The following is a 20,310-nucleotide window of genomic DNA, read 5'->3' as shown; positions in this document are numbered from 1 at the left end:
CCGAGTTACGCGCTTGGCGCGAGTACCGGCGGGGCCGGGCCCGATGTGTTGATTCCATCAGGGCCCGCCAACCGATCGCTAACATGTGGCCAACGGTTGGCGGGAGATGGCGTGGACGTGCGGTGCGACGGGTTGCGGTTCGGACTCCTGGGCGCGCCTGCCGTGTACGACGCCGACGGCGAGCCCCAGCCCGTGCAGAGCGCCAAGGGCCGGGCCCTGCTGGCCGCGCTGCTGCTCGAACCGGGCCGGGTCGTCTCCGTCGACGCCCTCAAGGACGCACTGTGGGGCGGCGCGCCGCCCGCGTCGGCGCACGCCTCGCTGCAGAACCACGTGACGCGGCTGCGCCGCCTCCTCGACGATCCGGAACGGCTGCGGGCGGTGCCTCCGGGGTACCGGCTGCGGGTGGCCGACGGTGAGCTGGACGTACGGGTCTTCGAGCAGCTGGTCGCGCAGGCCCGTGCCGCGCACGCGGAACGTGACTGGGACGGCTGCGCGGACGCCGCGTCCGCCGCGCTCTCCCTGTGGCGCGGCACTCCGCTGGGCGGGCTGCCCGCGGACGCTGCGGGCCACGCGCTCGTACCGCGCCTGGAGGAGGCGCGGCTCCTTGCCCTCGAACTGCGCTACGACGCGGAGTTGGCCACCGGGGCCGGTGACGGAGGGCTCGTGCCGGAGCTGGCGGAACTGGTCGCCGAGTACCCCTTGCGGGAGACCTTCCACCGGCAGCTGATGCTGGTGCTGCACCGCACGGGCCGCCAGGCGGAGGCACTCGCCGTCCACCGCGAGCTGCGGCGCAGGCTGGTGGACGAGCTGGGCGTGGAGCCGGGCGCCTCGGTGCGGGAGGCGCATCGGGAGGTGTTGCAGGAGCCTGCGGGGGCGGCGCTGGCGGGGCTTGGTGTGGCTGTTGGGGCGGGGCGTGGCGGGGCTGTTGGGGCTGGGATTGGCGGGGCCGTTGGGGCTGGGCCTGGTGTGGCGTCTGGGGCGGCAGGGATTGGCGTGGCGGCCGGGGCTGGGTCTGGCGTGGCGGCCGGGGCTGGGTCTGGTGTGGCGTCTGGGGCGGCAGGGTCTGGCGGGGCGGTCGGGGCTGGGTCTGGCGTGGCATCGGGGGCTGGGCTTGGCGTGGCTGCCGGGGCGGAGCCTGGCGTGGCATCCAGGGCCGGGCTCGGCGTGGCCTCCGGTGCGGATTCCGCTCCGGAATCCGAAGCGCCCGTCGGCCGTGAGTCCGAAGCGTTCCCCGCGTCAGCAGAAGCGTCCCCCGAGTCAGGCCCCGAAGCCTTCGCCGCGTCAGGCCGCCCTGAAGCGGCGGTCGTTCCCGTACCGGCTCCCGCTCCCGCACCCGCCCCGGTCTCAACCCCTGTCCCTGCCCCTGCCCCCGCCTCCACCCACCCCGCGCAACTCCCCCCATCCCCACCCCACTTCACGGGCCGCGAAGAAGTGGTGCGCTCCTTGGCTCCGCTCCTCACGGGGCAGGGCGGCAGCGACGCGCTCGGTCCGGCGCCCGGCTCCGCGCCTCCCGTCGCCGTCCTGTCCGGCATGGCAGGCGTGGGAAAGAGCGCGCTCGCCCTGCATGTGGCGCACCGGCTGCGCGAGCACTTCCCCGACGGCCAGCTCTACGTCAACCTGCGCGGAGCCACCCCGGGCATGGCGCCCCTCACGCCCGACCAGGCCCTCGCCGCCCTGCTCCGGGACCTCGGGGTCGAGTCGAACCACAGCCCCGAACACCCGGACGCCGCAGCCGCGTTGCTCCGCTCGCTGCTCGCGCCCACCCGCACCCTGCTCGTACTGGACGACGCGGCGACCGCCGCGCAGGTGCGGCCGCTGCTGCCCGCGGGCTCCGGCTGCTCGGTCATCGTCACCAGCCGTTCTCCGCTCACCGCGCTCGACGGCGCGGGACGTTTTCCGCTGGAGCCGCTCTCCGACGGGGACAGCGTCGCCCTGCTGCGCGCCGTCTCCGGGCGGGCGGGGCTCGACGCCGGGCACCCCCTGGTCGAACTCGCGGGCCGCCTCCCGCTGGCCCTGCGCATCATCGCGGCCCGCCTCGCCGCCCGCCGCGCGCTCACCCCGGACGCCCTCGCCGAACTCCTCACCGTCAGCGGCGGGCGGCTGCATCACCTGGAGCACGACGACTTGAGCGTGCGGCGCTCGCTCGCCGTGGCCCTGGACGCCCTGCGCATGTCGGAGCGCGAGTCCGACCGGGACGCGGCCGCCGCCCTCGCCGTGATCGGGGCGCTGGACCTCCCGGCGTACGGAGTCCCGCTCGTCGCACGGCTGTTGGGGGTGGAGGAGTGGCGCGCGGGGGCCGCGCTCGACCGGCTCGTCGACGTCGCGCTCCTCGACGAGACGGCCTACGGCCGCTATGCCCCGCACGACCTCGTACGCGACTTCGCGAGGGAGACGGCCCACCAGGACGGCACGGGAGCGGCGGACGTCGTGGAGTCGGCGCTCCAGTGGTACGCGGAGTCGGCGCGGCAGACCGTGATGGCGATCATGCCGGAGGGCCTGGACCGCGACGACCGGCTGCGGGGAGTCGACGAGCGGCTGCCGCCCCGGCACACCGCAGACGGCTCCCCGGTCCCCGCCGTGCCGCCGATGTCCGCCGACGACGCCTTCGACTGGGGCGACACGGAACTCAGCAATGTCATCGCCCTCGCCGACCGCCACGGCCGTGAATCGGTCCTGCTGCCCGTGCTCGTCCGCTGCTTCTTCTCGTATCTCAAGCGCCGCGGCCGGCTCGGCGAGGCGGACCTCCTGAACCGCCTCGCGGTGACCGCGGCCCGTCGGTGGAGCGACATCGCGGGCGAGGCGCAGGCCCTCACCGACCTCGCGGGCCTCAACTACGTGTCGGGGCGCAGCGGTGCGGCGCTCGCCCTGATCGACGAGGCCCTGGTCCTGTGGCGTGAGCTCGACTGTGTGTCGTTCGTGCACCGCGCCGTCCTCAACCGCAGCCTCCTCCTCGAAGCGCTCGGCCGCTACGAGGAATCGGCCGAGGCGCTGCGCCAGAGCCTGGAGCTGGCCAAGGCCCTGGACGATCCGTTGAGCGAGGCCTTCGCCCTCAGCCACCTCGGCAACATCTACGAGCACACCGACGCGCGCACCGCGATCGACCACCATGAGCGGAGCCTGGTGATCGGCGAGGCCCTCGCGCACGCCGGTGTCCGCCAGGAAGCCCACTGCGACATCGGCCGCGCCTACCTCCTCCTCGGCCAACCGGACATGGCGCTCACGCACTTCGAGGAGAGCCTGCGCATCCACGGCGAGGCCGAGGACTGGCACAACGAGTCCAAGGTGCGCCTCGGCGTGGTCCGCGCCCTGCGCGAGGTGTCCAGGGCGCGGGACGCGGCGCGCGAGTGCGCCGACCTCCTGGAGCGTGCGGAGCAGCGGGCCGACGCCCACATGGCGGGCCTGGCCCGGCACCAGAGCGGACTCCTGCTGTACGCGGAGGGGCGGGCCGAGGAGGCGTACGCGCAGTGGAGGGCGGCGCTTGCGGCACTCGACGGCACGGACAGCAGCGAGGTCGTCGGCGAGCTGAAGGACTTGCTGGCGGGTGCGCGGGAGGGCTGAGCCCCCTCCGGCCGGGACCAGGGCTACTTCGCGTCCGCGTAACACTCCACCACGGCCACGGAGAACGGGAAGCGCACCGGTGTCTCGCCGAACGCGATGCGCCCCGCCAGGTCGCCGGCCGCGCGGATCGCCGCCGTGACCGTCTCGGCCTCCTCCTGTGGGCAGTGCACGATGACCTCGTCGTGCTGGAAGAAGACCAGCTCGGCGCGGAGGCCGGCCGCGGCGATGGACTGACGCAGCGCGGCCAGCATCAGCAGGGCCCAGTCGGCCGCGCTGCCCTGGACGACGAAGTTCCGGGTGAAGCGGCCGCGGGCGCGGGTGTTGGACGAGGCATAACCGGGAGTGAACTCGCCGTCCTGGGAGGGCAGTTCGGCAGGATCTTCCTGCGGGATGCCCGCCTCGTCGAAGTCGCCGGCTCCGGCCGCAGGGGGGCTGGTCCGCCCCAGCCAGGTCCGTACGAGTCTGCCTTCCTCGCCCGCCTTCGCTGCGTCGTCGACGTACGCGACGGCGGCGGGGAATCTGCGGCGCAGTGCCGCCAGGTTCTTCAGGCCGTCGCCCGACGTCTGCCCGTACACAGCGCCGAGGAGTGCGATCTTGGCGTGGTCGCGGTCGCCGGAGAACGCGCGGTCCGAGAGGCGTGTGTAGAGATCCTCGTGGCTCCCGGCCACCTCCATGAGGCCCCGGTCGCGGGAGATCGCGGCGAGGACCCGCGGCTCCATCTGGTCGGCGTCGGCGACGACGAGACGCCAGCCGGGGTCGGCGACGACCGCCCGTCGGATGATCTTGGGGATCTGCAGCGCGCCGCCGCCGTTCGTCGTCCAGCGCCCGCTGACGGTGCCGCCCGGCGTGTACTCGGCGCGGAAGCGGCCCTCGCGCACCCAGTCCTGGAGCCAGCTCCAGCCGTGCGCCGTCCAGATCCGATACAGCTTTTTGTACTCGACGAGGGGGCGCACCGCCGGGTGGTCGATCTCCTCCAGCTCCCAGCGCCGGGTGGACTTGACCCTGATGCCGGACTGCGCGAAGGCCTTGATGACGTCGTTCGGCAGGTCGGGGCGGACGCGGCGGCCGAAGGCGGCGGAGATCTCGTCGGCGAGCTCGGCGAGGCGGCGGGGCTCGGCCGCTCCCGCGTTCCTGCCGCCTCCCGCATACCGCTCGCCGAGGAGCTCGGTGAGCAGGGCGTGGTGGACGTCGGCGCGCCAGGGCAGGCCCGACACGTTCATCTCGGCGGCCACCAGCATCCCGGCCGACTCGGCCGCCGTGAGCAGCCGCATCCTGCCGGGGTGCTCGGCGGCCTCGTGTCTTCGCTGCTGCGCGGCATACACCTCCAGGAGGGCGTCGAAGGGTAGGGAGGTCACGGGGGAGGGCTCGAAGAGGGAGTCCTGGGCGCCGGGGGCCGCCGCTCTGGCGGGTGGGTCGTCCGGCACCGGGGCGTTGTGCAGCCGGGCCCAGGCGGCGGCGGCCGAGCGTGGCTCGCCGAGGCGGCCCTCGTGACCGAGGAGGAGGAGCTCGGCGTCCTCGATGTCATAGCACCGGTCCACCCGGACGCCGGCGGTGAGCAGGGCGGGATAGATCTCGGCGGTGGAGCGCCAGACCCAGCGGCTCACGTCGGGCCGGTCGCGCACGGCTCCGGCGAGGTCCGGCTCGTGCAGGGTGGGGCCTGCGGGCAGGCCGTCTTCCCCGAGGGGGGCGAGGGTGGCGCCTCCGGCCTCGGTGGCGGCGAGGGCCCACCTTGCGGTCATGCGGCCGAGTCTGTCACCAGGCACTGACAATCCTGCGGAGGGCTTGGAGGGCTTGGAGGGCTTGGAGGGCTTGGAGGGCTTGGAGGGCTGGGGGGGCTGGGGGTGCGGGGCTGGGGCCCTGGGGTGGGCGGGGTCTCCGGCAGCTTCGCCTGCGCCGAAGGGGCCTTTCCCGCCCACCCGCCGATTCATCTTCCGGGTGTCCCCGACATGCGAGGGGTGTCCGGCGCTGCGAGGCTCGAGGGCATGAGAGTGGCCCTTGCGCAGACCGACTGTGTCCTCGGCGAGGTGGACGAGAACCTCGCCGAGGCCCGGGACCAGATCGGCCAGGCGGCGGCGCAGGGTGCCGACCTCGTCGTCTTCCCCGAGCTGAGTCTGCACGGGTACCACCTGGGCGGCCTGAAGCGGGACACGTCGCTGGAGGCGACGGACACCCGCCTCCTGGAACTCTCCACGTTCGGCCCCGACGTGATCGTCGGCCTGCACGAACACACGAGTCTGCGCGCGTACAACACGTCCGCGTACTACGCGGGTGGCCAACTCCTCCATGGCCACCGGAAGTTGTACCTCCCCAACTACCTGGCCTGGGAGGAGCGCAAGCACGTCAGCCCCGGCCAGCACCTGCGTGCGTACGACCTGCCGGGCGGGCACGGGCGCGCGGCGACCCTCATCTGCAATGACGCGTGGCAGCCGGTGCTGCCGTGGCTGGCGGTGCAGGACGGTGCCGAGGTCATCGTCATTCCCACGAACAGCGCGGCGAGCCTGGATCCCGAGGCGATGGACACGGGCCTGTACTGGGACACGCTGCTGTCCTACACGGCCCGCATGCTCCAGTGCTGGGTGGTCTTCGTGAACCGGGTCGGGAACGAGAACGGGGCTTCGTTCTGGGGCGGTTCGCGGGTGGTGGACCCGCGGGGGACGGTGGTGGCGCAGGCGCCGAAGTGGGAGCCGGGCCTGGTGACGATCGACATCGACGTCCATGAGGCCCGCCGGCACCGGCGTGCGGTTCCTCTTGTCGCGGAGGCGCGGCTCGGGCTTGTGGACCGGGAGGTACGGCGCCTCATCGATGAGGGCGGTGACAGTTAGCCTGCGGCTTCGCTGGGCGGTCCTTGCCCGCACCGCCGCTGAGGGGCCCCGCAAGGACCTCTCCCACCCACCCGCCCGTCACCCCGCAGTCTCGCCTGCACCGAACAGGCCTCCCCACCCACTCGCCCGATTGCCCCGCAGCCTCGCCCGCGCCGAACAGGCCCACCCGCCCGATTGCCCCGCAGCGCTCAGCGTCTCCGTACCCCCAGCACCCCCACCCCCGCACCAACCACCGCACAGACCCCCGCAGTCACCCCCACCATCCCCCACGGAACCACCACCCCCGCCGGCGCCGCCAGCCGTGCAAGGCCCGCGCTCAGTGCGCCCAGGTTGAGCAATGTGACCGCCAGGCCCAGTACCGTGCCCACCGCCACCGCAAGCAGCGACTCCCCGGCGATCACCATCCGTACCTGCCCCCACGTCGCCCCCGCCATCCGCAGCGACCGCAGCTCGGGGCCCCGTACCGACGTCGCCATCAGCAGCGTTCCCGCCAGCGAGATGACCGTGTAGACCAGAGCGATACCCAGCAGCATCAGCAGCCCCAACCGCGTCTGCGGCTTCGTCGCCGGATGCGTGTCCGCCAGCCATTCCTCCGCCGACCGCACCTGAGTCGGCACCGACGCCCCCTCGCCCCGCTCCCGCAGCGCCGCCGCCACCTCATCCCGGTCCGCCCCGGCCCGCAGCCCCACGTCAATACGGTCGATCCGCGCCCCTGCCCCTTCCTCTGCCCCTGCCCCCGCATTGGCCGAGGTCACGTACGCCCCGCCGTCCCCGGTCCCCCGCGCAAGCACCGCCACGATCCGCAGCCGCGCAGGCCTGCCGTCCCCGAGCCAGACATCGACCCGCTCACCCACCCGCCGCCGCTCCCACTCCTCGTTCACGACGATCGACCGGTCGTCGAGATCGCGTACGTCCCCCGCCACCACCGGCAGCCGCGACACCGCGGCGAACGCCGCCGGATCACTCACGGCCCGCGCGTCCGAGCGGATCAGCGCCGTGCCTTCCTCCCGTACGAACACGGCCGTGCTCGCCGACGACGCGGACACCTTCACCCCGTCGACCTTCCCTCCCCCCTCCAGGGGTCTCAAGTCGGCCCCTGTCACGACCAGTTCGGCCCCCGTCCGCTCCCTCGCCTCCTCCGCCCTCGCCCCTCCCGCCGTCTCCGCCGAGCCGAGCAGCGAGCCCGCGAGAGCCACCGTCACCAGGACCGGCGCCGCGACAGCCGCCGTGCGCCGCACGGACGCGGCTGAGTTCTCGCGGACCAGGAGCCCGACCGCGCCGGGCAGGCGGACGGCGCGCAGGACGGGACGTACGAGAAGAGGAGTGAGCGCGGCGAGTGCGGTGATCAGGATCATCGGCTGGGTCGTGTACGTCTTCCGCTTCATCAGCGCCGAAGGGTCCGTCCACAGGGTCCAGCCCAGCATCCCCACCCCCGCCGCCAGCAGCGCGCCCCCCACGATCCGCCGACTCCACGGCATGACCCCGGTGTCGACGGACGCGTCCCGCAGCGCCTCGACGGGACCCACGCGCCCCGCCCGCCGCGATGCGGTCCACGCCCCGGCGAAGGCCACCGACACCCCGACCCAGAAGGCGAGATGGTACGGCCAGACCGCCCCGCCGATTCCGAACCACTCCGGAGCGATCTCCGCGTCCATCAAGGCCCCGGCAAGCACCGGCGCGCCCCACGCCCCCAGCACGCACCCCACCCCGGAGGCCACGACCCCCACCGCGAGTGCCTCGGCGAGCAGCAGCCTGCGCACCTGCCCTGGCGTCGCTCCGGCCATCCGCAGCAGCCCGAACTCCCGCCGCCGCAGCGCCACGACAAAGGCGAAGGTGGACGCCGTGACGAAAACCGAGACAAAGGCTGACACCCCGCCCGCCGTCCCCAAGAAGGAGTTCACCGCCACCAGTGCCTCCGCATCGCGCCCCGGCTCCGGATCGGCGAGCCGCCGTTCACCCCCGGTCAGGACGCGAGCCCCGGTTCCGCCGTCCTCGACGACCTCCCGCACCTTCTCGGCGGGAGCATCCACGCCCACCGCATCCCGCTGGGCGGCTCCGGCCCCGTCCATCTGAACCGGGCCGAGGCGTCGAAGGTCGCGCAGAAGTTCGATATCCACAGGGTGTGGATGAGCGAGCGGCTTCGACACGAACCCGACGTCCGGGCCTCGCTTTACCGGGACAGTCAGGGTGTTCTGCCCCATAACGACCACAGGAGACCCGGCGAACCGCACGGGCTCCCGCTCCGGCGCACTGAACGTCGATGCGAGCCCCAGCCCCATCGCGGCAGTGAGCGCCACGCCGAGCGCGACGGCGACGAAGGCGCCGAGCAGGCCGGCCCAGCGCGTACGAAGGGAAGCGAGAAGAATCATCGAGCAACCACCTCTCCGCAACCCGCCCCGAAACGCCCCGCCGCCTCACGACCGCAACCTGCCTCACGACCGCAACCCGCCCCAAGGCGCCCCGCCCCCGAGCCCTCCACCTCAAGCCCCGCCCCCGAGCCCTCCACCTCAAGCCCCGCGCCCAAGCCCTCCACCTCAAGCCCCGCGCCCAAGCCCTCCACCTCAAGCCCCGCGCCCGAGCCCTCCACCTCAAGCCCCGCGCCCGAGCCCTCCACCTCAAGCCCCGCCATCCGCCGAGCCACCTCCCCCGCATCCGGCGCAAACACCTCATCGGCCACCCGCCCGTCCACCAGGAACACCACCCGGTCCGCGTACGCCGCCGCCACGGGGTCATGCGTCACCATCACGGTGGTCTGTCCTTCCCCGTCGACCAACTCCCGCAGCAGCGCGAGCACTTCACGGCTGGTCTTCGTGTCGAGCGCGCCGGTCGGCTCGTCGCCGAACAGCACGGCGGGCCGCATGACAAGCGCACGCGCCAGCGCGACCCGCTGCTGCTGTCCACCCGACAGCTCTCCCGGCCGGTGCCGTGCGCGGTCGCCGAGGCCCACCCGGGCCAGGGCGTCCGTCACCTCCGTACGCGAGGGCCGACGCCCCGCGAGCCGCAGCGGGAGGGCGACGTTCTGGGCTGCGGTCAGTGACGGCAGGAGGTTGAAGGACTGGAAGACGAAGCCGATGCGATCCCTGCGCAGCAGGGTCAGCCGCCGCTCGCTCAGCCCCGTCAGCTCCGTACCGCCCACCTCCACCGTCCCGGAGGTCGGCCGGTCGAGCCCGGCCGCGCACTGCAGCAGCGTCGACTTGCCGGAGCCGGAAGGGCCCATGATCGCGGTGAAGGTCCCGGCGCGTATCGCGAGATCGACGCCGTCGAGGGCGGTCACACCACGGCTCACGCCACGGCTCACACCACGGCTCACATCACGGTTCGTACTACGGCCCGCATCACGATAGAGGCGGCGGACAGCGGTGAGCCGTACGGCAGTTGAGGTCATGCCTCAACCCAACCGCCCGGGGGCCCGCCGGGCACGACCACTGGGGGGCGTCCTGAGGGTATGGCCAGCCATACCCTTGACGTATGGGTGATCAGGGGACCGGTGTGGCCGAGGTGATCGACAAGGCGTTCGCGGCAGCGCTGTACGCGGACGGTGTCGAGGGCCTCGACACCGGCGCGTCCCTCCTGGCGGCCGCCCCCGAGGCCGACGCGGAGCTGTGGCGCAGGGGCGAGGAGCTGGTGCGCCGCGCGTGGGAGCGGGGCTGGCAGCCGGCGGACGTGCTGCGTATGGTCGGCCGCGCCCAGGACGACGCCGCCCACGGCACCGACCGTACCCACCAGACACAGCTGGCCGCCGAGCTGATCACCACGGAGACCAGGCGGTACGGCGACACGCTCCCGCCCCGCTGGCAGGCGCAGCTGACCGAGCTCGCCCCCCACGCTGGCGGCCCCAGGTCCGACCGCTTCTCCCAGGCCACCACCACCCTCGCCCTGTACCGCCTCCTCCTGCGCCTCCCCGCGATCGAGCCGGTGGGCCCCGCCCCCGGCACCCCGCTCCACGCGCCCCCGCCCCCCGGCCACGAGGAGCCCCGCATCCTCAGCCGCATCCGCGCCCTCCTGGCGAAGGCCGAGGCCACCGGGTTCCCCGAGGAGGCGGAGGCGCTCACCGCCAAGGCGCAGGAGCTGATGGCCAGGCACACCATCGACGAGGCCCTGCTCGCGTCCCGCACCCACGCCAAGGACACTCCCGGCGCCTGCCGCATCGGCGTGGACGCCCCGTACGAGACGGCGAAGGCGATCCTCCTGGACGCGGTGGCCACCGCGAACCGCTGCCGCGCGGTGTGGAACGAGGCGTACGGATTCTCGACCGTCGTCGGCTTCGAGCCCGACCTGGACGTGGTCGAACTCCTCCACACGTCCCTCCTCGTGCAGGGGACGGCGGCGATGACGAAGGCGGAGGCGGGGCAGCGGGCGGGCGGCCGGAAGCGTACGAAGACGTTCCGTCAGGCGTTCCTGCTGGCGTACGCGAACCGCCTGGGCGCGCGCCTCGCCTCGGCGGCGCAGGACGTCACCGTGGAGTCGCCGGACGCGGGCGAGCTGCTGCCCGTCCTGGCCGCACGGGACGTGGCCGTCACGTCCCACACCGAGCGCATGTTCCCGGAGACCACCACCACCCGGGTGCGGGGTGCGACGGACCTGGAGGGCTGGACCCACGGAACGGCGGCGGCGGACGAGGCGCACGTGGCCCCCGGCCGACGCCGCATCCCGTGAGGATTTTTCACGCGATGAGACGTCACTTGAGGAAGTCCGAGCACACGTAGGGCCCGAGCCGTCCCTTCCCCGGACGCACCGTCACCTGCACGTCGTCGGGTCTCGTCCGCCCGCTCTTGTCGAGCACCGCACTCGCCCGCGCCAGGCTGCACACCAGCTGCCCGGTCAGGTTCCGGTCCTGGACCGAGGACTCCGTGATCACGACCCCGGGTACCCGCACGGTGACCCGGTCGCCGCCGCCGGTCACCTCGTACGACTCGAACATGACCAGAGTGGTGAGGCCGGTCTGCCGTTCCGCTTCCGTGGGAGCCATCAACAGCTTGATGACGGAGGCGAGTTCGCGGATCTCGACGTCGGGCCGCGACACTCCCTCAAGGCGCCCCGCCTCGGAGACGTAGTACAGCCGAAGCCCCTTGGTGAGCCCGCTCGCGGCCTCGCCCGCGTCGATGACGCCGGTGGGCCGCACCCCGCAGCCGCCGAGCAGCAGGGTCCCGAGCAGAGCGCCGACTGCCGTACGCGGACGCCTCATCGATCGCCTCATCGATCGTCTCACCGTTCCCCTCACCGTTCTCCTCATCGTTCATCTCCCGCAGCGCGCCGCAGTGGTAGCCGCAGCGTGAAGACGGCCCCGCACGGCTCCGCGTTGGCGGCCTCGATCGTGCCCCCGTGCAGCCGCGCGTTCTCCAGCGCGATCGCGGTGCCGAGGCCGCTGCCCCCGTCGTCGCCCGAAGAGCGCGTACGCGCCGAGTCGGCCTTGTAGAACCGGTCGAAGACCCGCCCCAAAGCCTCGTCCGGCAGCCCCGGCCCCGAGTCCGCGACCTCCACGGTCACCCAGTTGGCGTCGGCGGCGAGCGTCACCGTCACCGGTGGCGCCCCGTGCCGCAGCGCGTTCCCGACCAGGTTGGCGACGGCGACGTCGACGCGCCGCCGGTCGACCTGCGCCCGTACTCCCTCCGGGAGCCGGGTCCGCACGCGTCCCTCCCACCCCCGCAGCGCGAGCGTCCCGCGCACGGTCTCCGCCAGATCCGCCTCGGCCAGGTCGAGCCGGGCCGCGCCCGAGTCGAAGCGGGACATCTCCATCAGGTCGTCGACGAGCCGCGACAGCTTCGCCGTCTCCGCGCTGACCGTGCGGGCGGCGTGTGCCACGTCCGGCGGGAGCTGTCCGGCGTCCTCGTCCAGGACGGTGGCGACCATCGTCATCGCGGCCAGCGGCGTACGCAGCTCGTGCGAGACGTCGGCGACGAACCGCCGGGCCCGCGCCTCCTGTTCGCGCAGTTCGGCGACGGAGGCCTCCAGGGCGTCCGCCGTCACGTTGAAGTCCCTTGCCAGATAGGCGAGTTCGTCCCTCCCCTGCACCTTGACCCGCGAGGTCAGGTCGCCCGCCGCGTGCCGGCGCGTGGTGCGCCCCAGCTCCCGCACGGGACGGAGCACGGTGCGCGCCGCGAGCAGCGCGAGGGCGGCGGCGAGGAGCAGCACGGGCACGATGCCGCCGCGCACCGCGTCGAGTATCGCCGCCGTGTCGTCCTGTTCGGGCCGCAGGGAGGTGACCGCGAAGGCGTCGAGCCCGGACGGCGGCCCGCCCTCGAAGGTGACGGGCGTGCCGATCACCAGGTACGGCTCGCCGTGCCGCTCGACGCGCTGGAAGCTCATGCGCTCCCGTTCGCGTACGGCGGCCCGCAGCGCGGGAGTGACCCGGCTCCGGTCGGCCGACGCGTCCGACGACGCCTTCAGGTCGCGGTACTGGGCGAAGACGACGGTCTCGTCGAGCCCTTCGGCGACCCGCGCCGCGAACCGGTTGAGCGACACCTCGTCCGGCGGTACGCCGAGATCGGCGGCGAACTGCCCGACCCGGTCGCGGAAGTCGGTCTGCGCCGCGTCCTGGGCGCGCTTGAGCACGGCGGTGCGGGACTCGCGGTAGGCGAGCGCGGTGGCGGTGACGGCGCTGATCAGCGCGATGAGGACGAAGGCGACGACGAGGCGGGTGCGCAGCCCGCCGAGCACCCACGCCCGCGGCTTCGTGCGCCGTTTCGTCCCGTGCGCCGTACCGAGAGTCGTCAGGGGTGTCATATCGGCCCGAAGCGGTAGCCGAATCCCCGCACGGTCTGGACGTACCGGGGCTTGGCAGGCACGTCCTCGATCTTCGCGCGCAGCCGCCCGACGGCCGCGTCCACGAGCCGTGAGTCACCGAGGAAGGTGTGGTCCCACACCGACTGGAGGAGCTGCTCGCGGCTGAATACCTGACCCGGCGACCCCGACAGTTCGAGCAGCACCCGCAGCTCGGTCGGCGGCAGTGCGATGGCCGTGCCGCGCTTGGTGACGGTGAGCCCGGACCGGTCGATGACGAGACCCGCGTACGTGTCCGCGCGCGCCCCGGGCGACAGCGGCTCGGCACGCCGCAGCGCCGCCCGGATCCGGGCCTCGAGGACGGGCGCGGTGACGGGCTTGACCACATAGTCGTCGGCGCCCGCCTCCAGTCCTCGCACGATGTCGCCGTCGTCGCCGCGCGCGGTCAGCATGATGACGGGCAGCGCGGACCCGGCGGCCCGCAGGCGTCGGCAGACCTCGAAGCCGTCCATGCCGGGCAGCATCAGGTCGAGCACGGCGAGCTCGACGCCCGCGCCCGTGGGTCCGGCGAGGAGGGCGAGGGCGGCCTCGCCCGTGGCGGCGGTGTCGACGGCGTACCCGTGCCGGCGCAGCACCAGCTCCATCCCGTCCCGCACGGACGCGTCGTCCTCGATCAGCAGCACATGAGGCATGCCGTCGATTATGAGTGACGGTTTGCCCAGTTCAGGGCCGGTACGGGGGGCCGGTTCAGGGCAGCGGCGCATTGTTACGTTCTCATCATGCGGCCATGGAGCGGCCACCACATGGCGCTTCGAAAGTGGCTCGCATGAGCATCCAGACCAAGACCCGACTGCGCTCCGTCGCTGTCGCCGCCGCGGCCGTCCCGCTCCTCGCCTTCTCGGCCGCGTGCGGGGGAGGCGAGGGAGCGCGGACGAGCGACGAGGTGGCATCGGCCCCGTCCTCCGGGATCGCCGACTCCGACTCCGGGTCCGGGGCCGCGAAACAGCCGGAGGGCAAGGGCGCCTTCTACGACGCCCAGATGAAGTACGTCCGGTGCATGCGGACCAAGGGCGAGGTCAAGGACTTCCCCGATCCCAAGCTGAGCGGCTACCTCGACTGGCCGAAGATCGACGAGATCACCGATCCGAACGGCACCGGCGAGGAGCAGAAGGGCGGCAAGAACGGCGTCTGCGGCCCCGAGATGTCCGAGGCGATGAAGCTGGAGCCGGAGCGCGACGTCCAGAAGGACTACGAGTCGATGCTGGCGCACGCCACGTGCATGCGCGAGAACGGCGTATCGAAGTTCACCAACCCCACGATGTCCGGCGGCAACGTGCAGCCCGGCGGCGAGCCGAACCCGATGTCCCCGTCGATCGACCGGAAGTCACCCGCGTACAAGGAAGCCCGTCAGGCCTGCAAGGACAAGCTGCTCGAGGGCCTGGACGGGATGCAGTAGATGAAGCGGCGTACGCGGATCATGGCGGGCGCGGCGATCGCGGCGACGGCGGTCGCGGCGACGGCACTGGCCATCGCGGTCGACGGTGCGAAGGCGGGGAACGGCACCGGCGAATCCGGCGACACCGGGTCCCGGCCGCCAGCCATCACGACCATCACCCGGACCGACCTCGTCCAGTCCAAGACGGTCGACGGGAAGATCGACTTCGCGGGGCGGCGCGAGGTGAAGGCGGCGGTCGAGGGCACGGTGACGGTCGCGGCACGGGAGGGCGCGACCGTCACCCGCGGCCTGCCTCTCTACGAACTGGACGACAAACCCGTGACCCTCCTCTACGGCCCGGTCCCCGCCTTCCGCGAGATGCGGACCGGCGCGAGGGGCTCGGACGTACTCCAGCTGGAACGCAATCTCACCGCGCTCGGCTACGGCAGCGGCCTCTACGTCGACCCGCGCTTCGACAAGGCCACCGAGGCGGCGGTCAAGCGCTGGCAGAAGTCCCTGAACCGCACGCCAACAGGCAAGGTAGGCAAGGGAGATGTGGTGTTCCAGCCCGACCGGGTCAAGGTCGTCGCCGCCACGGCCGCACCGGCGGACCAGGTGGGCCCCGACGGCCCGGTGCTCACCGTCGCCTCGACGAAGCCGGTCGTACGGGCGCAGCTGGACGAGTCCGACGCCTCGCTCACCGCCAAGGGCACGAAGGTCGAAGTCACCCTGCCCAGCGGGAGATCGGAGCCGGGCAGGGTGTCGGGCACCGTGCGTCCCGAAGGGGACGCGGCCGAGGACCAGCAGGAGGGGATCACCGTCGAAGTGACCCTGGACGGCGGCAGATCGGCGGCGTCGGGCGAGGACACCAAGGCGACGGCGAGCGTGAAGTTCGTGAGCGAGAGCCGCGAGGGCGTCCTCACGGTTCCGGTGGAGGCGGTGGTGGCGCTGCGCGGCGCGAACGGCGGCTACGGCCTCCAGCTCGTGTCCGGTGGCACGTCACGCATGGTGCGAGTGGAGACGGGCATGACGGCGGACGGCAGGATCGAGGTGAGCGGCCCGGAGATCAAGGAGGGCCGGAAGGTCGGGACGGCGGCCCGATGAAGGGCGTCATCGAGCTGAGGAACGCGACCAAGTCCTACGCCGGGGGAGTGCACGCACTGCGCGGAGTGAACCTCACGGTGCGTGCGGGGGAACTCGTCGCGATCGTGGGGCCGTCGGGCTCGGGCAAGTCGACGCTGCTCAACCTGATCGGCACCCTGGACAAGCCGACGTCCGGGACGGTCCGCGTCGCGGGCCACGACGTCGGCGCCCTGTCGGACGCGCAGCTCTCCGCTCTCCGTGCCCGCCACATCGGCTTCGTCTTCCAGCACTTCCATCTGGCGCCGGGCAGGGACGCGGTGGACAACGTCGCGGACGGCCTGCTGTACGCGGGTGTCCCTCTGAAGGCCCGCAGGGCGCGCGCACGCTCGGCGCTCGAACGGGTCGGGCTGTCGCACCGCCTGCGCCACCGACCCAGCGAACTGTCGGGCGGCGAGAAGCAACGCGTGGCGATCGCCCGCGCCTTGGTGGGCGAACCGGACGTCCTGCTCGCGGATGAACCGACCGGGGCGCTGGACACGGCGTCGGGCGGGGTCGTGATGGCGCTGCTGCGGGAGCTGAACGATGCGGGCACCACGGTGTGCGTGATCACGCACGACAGGGAGACGGCGGATTCCCTGCCGAGGCGGGTCGGTTTCAGGGACGGAGAGGTGGTGGCGGATTCGTCCACGGGGGAGGCAGAAGGATGACGACGAAGAAGAACAAGCAACGCAAGATGAACAAGCAACACCACAAGAACAAGCACCACAAGAGGACCGATCGGCAGCACGGAAGCCCCGCGCTACGGCCCTCACGGCTCTCCCTCCCGGACGTCCTGCGGGTGGGTGCCGTGGGCCTGCGGGCGCGCAGGGCGCGGGTCGTCCTCTCGTCGCTCGGGATCGCGATCGGCATCGCGACGATGGTCGCGGTGGTGGGCCTGTCGGAGTCGAGCCGGGCTGACCTGATGGCACGCCTGGACCGTCTGGGCACGAATCTCCTCACCGCCGAGGCGGGCGAGGACGCGCTCGGCCAGGAGATCAAGCTGCCCAGGACGGCGGTGGCGATGGTGGAGCGCGTCGGCCCCGTCGAGCACGCCACGGCGACGGCGAACGTGGACGCGAGGATCCGCCGCAGCGACGTGGTCCCGCAGGAGCGGTCGGCGGGCGTCACCGCCCAGGCGGCCCGCCCGGACCTCTTGTCGGCGCTCAGCGCCCAGGTGGACAAGGGGATCTGGCTGAACAAGGCGAACGAAAGGCTTCCGGTCACGGTGCTGGGCTCGGTGGCGGCGGAACGCCTCGGCATCACGTCGCCGGGCGAGAAGATCATGATGGACGACGAGCACGTCGTGGTCGTGGGCATCCTCGAGCCGATAGAGCTGGTCCCGAACCTGGACCGGGTGGCGCTGGTCGGCTTCCCGGCGGCGCAGAAGTACTTCCCCTTCGACGGCCACCCGACCACGGTCTTCGAACGCTCGACGGACGAGTCGGTGGCGGACGTACGGGAGGTGCTCGCCCGCACGGTGAGTCCCGGCAACGAGGGTTCGGTGAAGGTCTCGCGCCCCTCGGACGCGCTGGCCGCGAAGGCGGCCACGGACGAGGGCCTCACGACGCTGATGCTGGGCCTGGGGGCGGTGGCGCTGCTGGTGGGTGGGGTCGGGGTGGCCAACACGATGGTGATCTCCGTCCTGGAACGGCGCCAGGAGATCGGCCTGCGGCGGGCGATCGGTGCGACGCGGGGGGCGATCCGCCTGCAGTTCCTCACGGAGTCGCTGCTGCTTTCCGCCCTGGGGGGTGCGGGGGGTGCGGTGCTGGGGGCGGTGGCGACGTACGGCTTCGCGCTGGTTCAGGGCTGGACCGCGGTGGTCCCGCCCTGGTCCCTGCTGGGGGGCTTCGGGGCGACGCTGCTGATCGGTGTGGCTGCGGGGCTGTATCCGGCGGCTCGGGCCTCCCGTCTTCACCCGACGGCGGCCTTGACCGCGCCGTGAGGTCCCCTGCGGGGCTGGCGGGGCCTCTCCCGCCCTGCATCCGCCTCTGGTCGAACGGGCCTCTCCCACCCGCCCGCCCGTTTACCCCGCATCCGCCCCTTGCCGAACAGGCCTTTCCCGCCCACCCGCCCGTCACTCCGCATCCGGCCCCTGGCGAACTTGCGTTTCCCGCCCACCCGCCCGTAACCCCACGGCGCCAAGCCCTACGCACTCGCAGACGGCAGCGCTCGTGAGGGGACGTGCCGGTATGTCCGCACGGAGCACGGTTCGCCGGACTCCCTCGACGGAGCAGCAACGCGGCCACCGGACGATAGCGAGTACGGACATACCGGCGCGGCCCCGCCCCACAGACGGCCTGCGCCGTAACCGGCACCCCCCCACCGCAGATAAGCCCGATATGCCCCGTATCATCACAGAGTGACCTGGCTTCGAGCGCTGAAGGAGACCACCCGCTCGGGGTTGACCGTCGAGCGGAAGCGCCTCGAACCCCTCATCGCCCTCCGCGGCGCCGCAGGCCTCGCGATCATCATCGGCGTCAGCCTCACCCTCTTCGGCCCAGCCGTAGCCGCAAGCTCCGCCTTCGGCGCCTTCCAGGCAGCCATCGCCACCTTCCAACGCAGCTGGCGCCCCCGCCCGGAACTGGCCCTGGCCTCCGGCACGAGCCTCGCCATCTCCACCTTCCTCGGCTACCTCACCGGCTCCCACACCCTCCTCTTCCTCGCCCTCCTCTCCCTCTGGACCTTCCTCTCGGGCCTGAGCTGGGCCGCGGGCCCGACCATCGGCATCATCGCCTCCTCCAACGTCGCGATCATGCTGGTCACGGTCACCCTCCCCGGCTCCCTCGCCGCCGCGGCCGGCCACGCCGCGATGATGGTGGTGGGCGGCGCCGTCCAGGCCGCGCTCGTGGTCCTGTTCCCCGTACGCAGATGGGGCGCCCACCGGGACGCCCTCGCCGACGCCCTCGCGGCCGAGGCCGACTACGCCCGCCGCCTCCGGCACGACCCCCACGCCGACTTCGACCCCGAACCCCTGATGGCGGCCCGCGACGCGGCGACCGTCACCCCGCGCCAGGCCCGCACCCGCCCGGCCGAACTCCACGGCGCCCGCGGCCTCGCGGAACGCATCCGCCCGGTACTCGCATCCCTCGCCGACCCGGCGGTCGGCGTCCCCGAAGAGGGCCCAGAACGCGACCGCGTACGCGAGATCCTGGCCGCTGCGGGAGCCATCCTGGACGCGGCGGCCAGGGCGATCCGCCAGGGCGAACCGGTCAAGATCCCACCCGCGGCCGTGGCCACGCTCCGGACCCCGGACACCGGAGCCATCCTCACGGGCCCGGCCCAAAGAGCGGCGAAGCGCCTGGCGGCACTGCTCCGCGACGTGGTCGAAACAGCAGGCAGACCCCCAGACAAGGCACCCCCCACCACCCCCGGCTCCAACGGAGCCACCTCCCCAACCCCCGCAACGCCCGCCCCCAAAACCCCAACCCCCCTCCTCCGCCCCACCTTCCCCGCCCTACTCCCCGCAGCCCTCCGCGCCATAAGAACCGAACTCCGCCGCCGCCACGAATCCCCCATCACCCGCCACGCGATCCGCGTCACCGCGGTGGCTGCCGCCGGCTACCTCCTGGGCACCTGGCTCCCCCTCGGCCACGGCTACTGGGCCCCCATGGCCTCCGTGATGGTGATGCGCCCGGACTTCTCACAGACGTACTCCCGCGCGGTGGCCCGCTTCGGCGGCACCCTCGTCGGCGTCGCCCTGGCCACGGGCCTGGTGCAACTGGCGCACCCCGACACCGAGCTCTCCGCGGCACTCGCCGTGCTCTGCGCCGGAATGATGTACCTGCTCATGCGCACGGGCCAGGTCGCAGCCCAGGCCTGCGTCGCCGCGTACGTCGTGTTCCTGCTCGGCATGGGAGGCGAGCAGTGGACGCAGACGGTGCCGGAACGCGTCGTCCTCACGCTCCTCGGCGGCGTCCTCGCGATGATCGCGTACGCCGTGTACCCGGCCTGGGAGACCCCGCGCCTGCGCAACCGCCTCGCCGACTGGCTGATCGCGGACGGCCGCTACGCCGCGGCCGTCGTCAGCCGCTACGCCGACCCCACGGGCAGCTCCTGCCCGGACGTCCGCGAGGCGCTCCTCGCCGCCCGCGACGCCCGCATCGCCTGGCAGGAAGCCGCGGACCGCGCCAAGAACGAACCGGTGCGCCACCGCGGTCTCTCCCGCGCCGCGGCCGCCGACGCCGAGGAGACCCTCGCCCAACTCGGCCGCGTGGCCATGCTGATGGAGGCCCACCTCCCGGACCGCGACGCGACCCCCGTCCCCGCGGCAGACCGCCTGGCCCAGGCCCTGCGCAAGTCGACGGAGGAGGGCGCGAAGGCCGTACGCGAACGCCGTGTCCCGAAGTGGGAGGCCGTGCGCAAGGCCCTCGACGAGTGGGACGGCGAGGGAGTGCCCGACCGGGTCGTACGCAGAGGAGCGAGCCTCCTCCTCGCGACCCTCGAGGAACTGTCGGACGCCCTGGACACGGCGCCGCCGCCCATGCTGGTGGACGGCACGGAAACAGCCACACAAACAAACCAGAAAGACCAGGAAGACCAGGAAGGCCAGAAAGAGCAGAGAGACGAGAAAGAGCAGAGAGACCAGAAAGACAGCGGGCCGCGGAACCCCGAACAAGGTCCCACGGCCCGCTAGCCACACATGACAACACGTCT

The 20,310-nt window shown here is 72.8% G+C and carries 13 protein-coding genes and 1 pseudogene; 8 read left to right on the top strand and 6 right to left on the bottom strand.

The window, feature by feature from the left end; all coding sequences use genetic code 11:
* The first annotated feature begins 117 nt into the window (after positions 1-117).
* A complete protein-coding gene (locus tag AC07AG_RS23050; RefSeq protein WP_478757908.1) occupies positions 118-3,558 on the top strand; it encodes an AfsR/SARP family transcriptional regulator in 3,441 nt (1,146 codons plus the stop codon).
* A gap of 23 nt (positions 3,559-3,581) precedes the next feature.
* Here the strand turns inward: AC07AG_RS23050 and AC07AG_RS23045 are convergent, their stop codons facing one another.
* Positions 3,582-5,297 carry a bifunctional 3'-5' exonuclease/DNA polymerase gene (locus AC07AG_RS23045; protein WP_478757240.1) on the bottom strand — a complete coding sequence of 572 codons (1,716 nt, stop codon included), beginning with the start codon at positions 5,295-5,297 and terminating at the stop codon, positions 3,582-3,584.
* Between the two features lie 243 nt (positions 5,298-5,540).
* On the opposite strand from AC07AG_RS23045, the gene AC07AG_RS23040 reads away from it, so the two are divergent.
* A complete protein-coding gene (locus tag AC07AG_RS23040) occupies positions 5,541-6,380 on the top strand; it encodes a nitrilase-related carbon-nitrogen hydrolase (protein WP_478757238.1) in 840 nt (279 codons plus the stop codon).
* Positions 6,381-6,568: 188 nt separating this feature from the next.
* Here the strand turns inward: AC07AG_RS23040 and AC07AG_RS23035 are convergent, their stop codons facing one another.
* Together AC07AG_RS23035 and AC07AG_RS23030 are read right to left on the bottom strand one after the other, a co-directional pair.
* Entirely contained in the window at positions 6,569-8,749 is a 2,181-nt protein-coding gene (locus AC07AG_RS23035; RefSeq protein ID WP_478757236.1) for an ABC transporter permease, read from the bottom strand.
* Between the two features lie 245 nt (positions 8,750-8,994).
* A pseudogene (locus AC07AG_RS23030) lies at positions 8,995-9,765 on the bottom strand (ABC transporter ATP-binding protein); the annotation flags it as partial.
* A gap of 83 nt (positions 9,766-9,848) precedes the next feature.
* On the opposite strand from AC07AG_RS23030, the gene AC07AG_RS23025 reads away from it, so the two are divergent.
* Entirely contained in the window at positions 9,849-11,036 is a 1,188-nt protein-coding gene (locus AC07AG_RS23025) for a DUF2786 domain-containing protein (protein ID WP_478757234.1), read from the top strand.
* Positions 11,037-11,058: 22 nt separating this feature from the next.
* Here the strand turns inward: AC07AG_RS23025 and AC07AG_RS23020 are convergent, their stop codons facing one another.
* From AC07AG_RS23020 to AC07AG_RS23010, 3 genes are read right to left on the bottom strand one after another with little or no spacing between them, the layout of a single operon-like run.
* A complete protein-coding gene (locus AC07AG_RS23020; protein ID WP_478757233.1) occupies positions 11,059-11,565 on the bottom strand; it encodes a hypothetical protein in 507 nt (168 codons plus the stop codon).
* 44 nt (positions 11,566-11,609) lie between these two features.
* Entirely contained in the window at positions 11,610-13,103 is a 1,494-nt protein-coding gene (locus AC07AG_RS23015; RefSeq protein WP_478757231.1) for an ATP-binding protein, read from the bottom strand.
* Positions 13,100-13,792 (bottom strand): response regulator transcription factor, encoded by a 693-nt coding sequence (locus AC07AG_RS23010; RefSeq protein ID WP_478757229.1) that lies wholly within the window; start codon positions 13,790-13,792, stop codon positions 13,100-13,102. The genes AC07AG_RS23015 and AC07AG_RS23010 overlap by 4 nt, the downstream gene beginning before the upstream one ends.
* A gap of 134 nt (positions 13,793-13,926) precedes the next feature.
* Between AC07AG_RS23010 and AC07AG_RS23005 the strand changes: the two genes are divergently transcribed.
* The 5 genes from AC07AG_RS23005 to AC07AG_RS22985 all read left to right on the top strand — a co-directional run bounded on the left by AC07AG_RS23005 (position 13,927) and on the right by AC07AG_RS22985 (position 20,290).
* Positions 13,927-14,556 carry a hypothetical protein gene (locus AC07AG_RS23005; RefSeq protein ID WP_478757227.1) on the top strand — a complete coding sequence of 210 codons (630 nt, stop codon included), beginning with the start codon at positions 13,927-13,929 and terminating at the stop codon, positions 14,554-14,556.
* The gene (locus AC07AG_RS23000; RefSeq protein ID WP_478757225.1) at positions 14,557-15,639 is read left to right on the top strand and encodes an efflux RND transporter periplasmic adaptor subunit; all 1,083 of its coding nucleotides are present in this window, start codon (positions 14,557-14,559) and stop codon (positions 15,637-15,639) included.
* Positions 15,636-16,325 carry an ABC transporter ATP-binding protein gene (locus AC07AG_RS22995; protein ID WP_478757223.1) on the top strand — a complete coding sequence of 230 codons (690 nt, stop codon included), beginning with the start codon at positions 15,636-15,638 and terminating at the stop codon, positions 16,323-16,325. The genes AC07AG_RS23000 and AC07AG_RS22995 overlap by 4 nt, the downstream gene beginning before the upstream one ends.
* Positions 16,326-16,351: 26 nt before the next feature.
* Positions 16,352-17,599, top strand: coding sequence for an ABC transporter permease (locus AC07AG_RS22990; protein ID WP_478757905.1), 1,248 nt, complete (start codon positions 16,352-16,354; stop codon positions 17,597-17,599).
* Positions 17,600-18,016: 417 nt separating this feature from the next.
* Positions 18,017-20,290, top strand: a complete 2,274-nt coding sequence (locus AC07AG_RS22985; RefSeq protein WP_478757221.1) for an FUSC family protein — start codon at positions 18,017-18,019, stop codon at positions 20,288-20,290.
* Positions 20,291-20,310: the final 20 nt, after the last annotated feature.

The organism is Streptomyces sp. NPDC044044, assembly GCF_056434405.1.
Note: the sequence above shows the minus strand (reverse complement) of the source record. Positions and strands in the feature narration are given on the sequence as shown.

Coding starts and splice junctions, on each gene's coding strand:
- AC07AG_RS22990 (WP_478757905.1), top strand. CDS start 16,352: ATGAACAAGCAACACCACAAGAACAAGCACCACAAGAGGACCGATCGG.
- AC07AG_RS23005 (WP_478757227.1), top strand. CDS start 13,927: ATGAGCATCCAGACCAAGACCCGACTGCGCTCCGTCGCTGTCGCCGCC.
- AC07AG_RS23025 (WP_478757234.1), top strand. CDS start 9,849: ATGGGTGATCAGGGGACCGGTGTGGCCGAGGTGATCGACAAGGCGTTC.
- AC07AG_RS23040 (WP_478757238.1), top strand. CDS start 5,541: ATGAGAGTGGCCCTTGCGCAGACCGACTGTGTCCTCGGCGAGGTGGAC.
- AC07AG_RS23020 (WP_478757233.1), bottom strand. CDS start 11,565: ATGAGGCGTCCGCGTACGGCAGTCGGCGCTCTGCTCGGGACCCTGCTG.
- AC07AG_RS23000 (WP_478757225.1), top strand. CDS start 14,557: ATGAAGCGGCGTACGCGGATCATGGCGGGCGCGGCGATCGCGGCGACG.
- AC07AG_RS22995 (WP_478757223.1), top strand. CDS start 15,636: ATGAAGGGCGTCATCGAGCTGAGGAACGCGACCAAGTCCTACGCCGGG.
- AC07AG_RS23045 (WP_478757240.1), bottom strand. CDS start 5,297: ATGACCGCAAGGTGGGCCCTCGCCGCCACCGAGGCCGGAGGCGCCACC.
- AC07AG_RS23035 (WP_478757236.1), bottom strand. CDS start 8,749: ATGATTCTTCTCGCTTCCCTTCGTACGCGCTGGGCCGGCCTGCTCGGC.
- AC07AG_RS23010 (WP_478757229.1), bottom strand. CDS start 13,792: ATGCCTCATGTGCTGCTGATCGAGGACGACGCGTCCGTGCGGGACGGG.
- AC07AG_RS23015 (WP_478757231.1), bottom strand. CDS start 13,103: ATGACACCCCTGACGACTCTCGGTACGGCGCACGGGACGAAACGGCGC.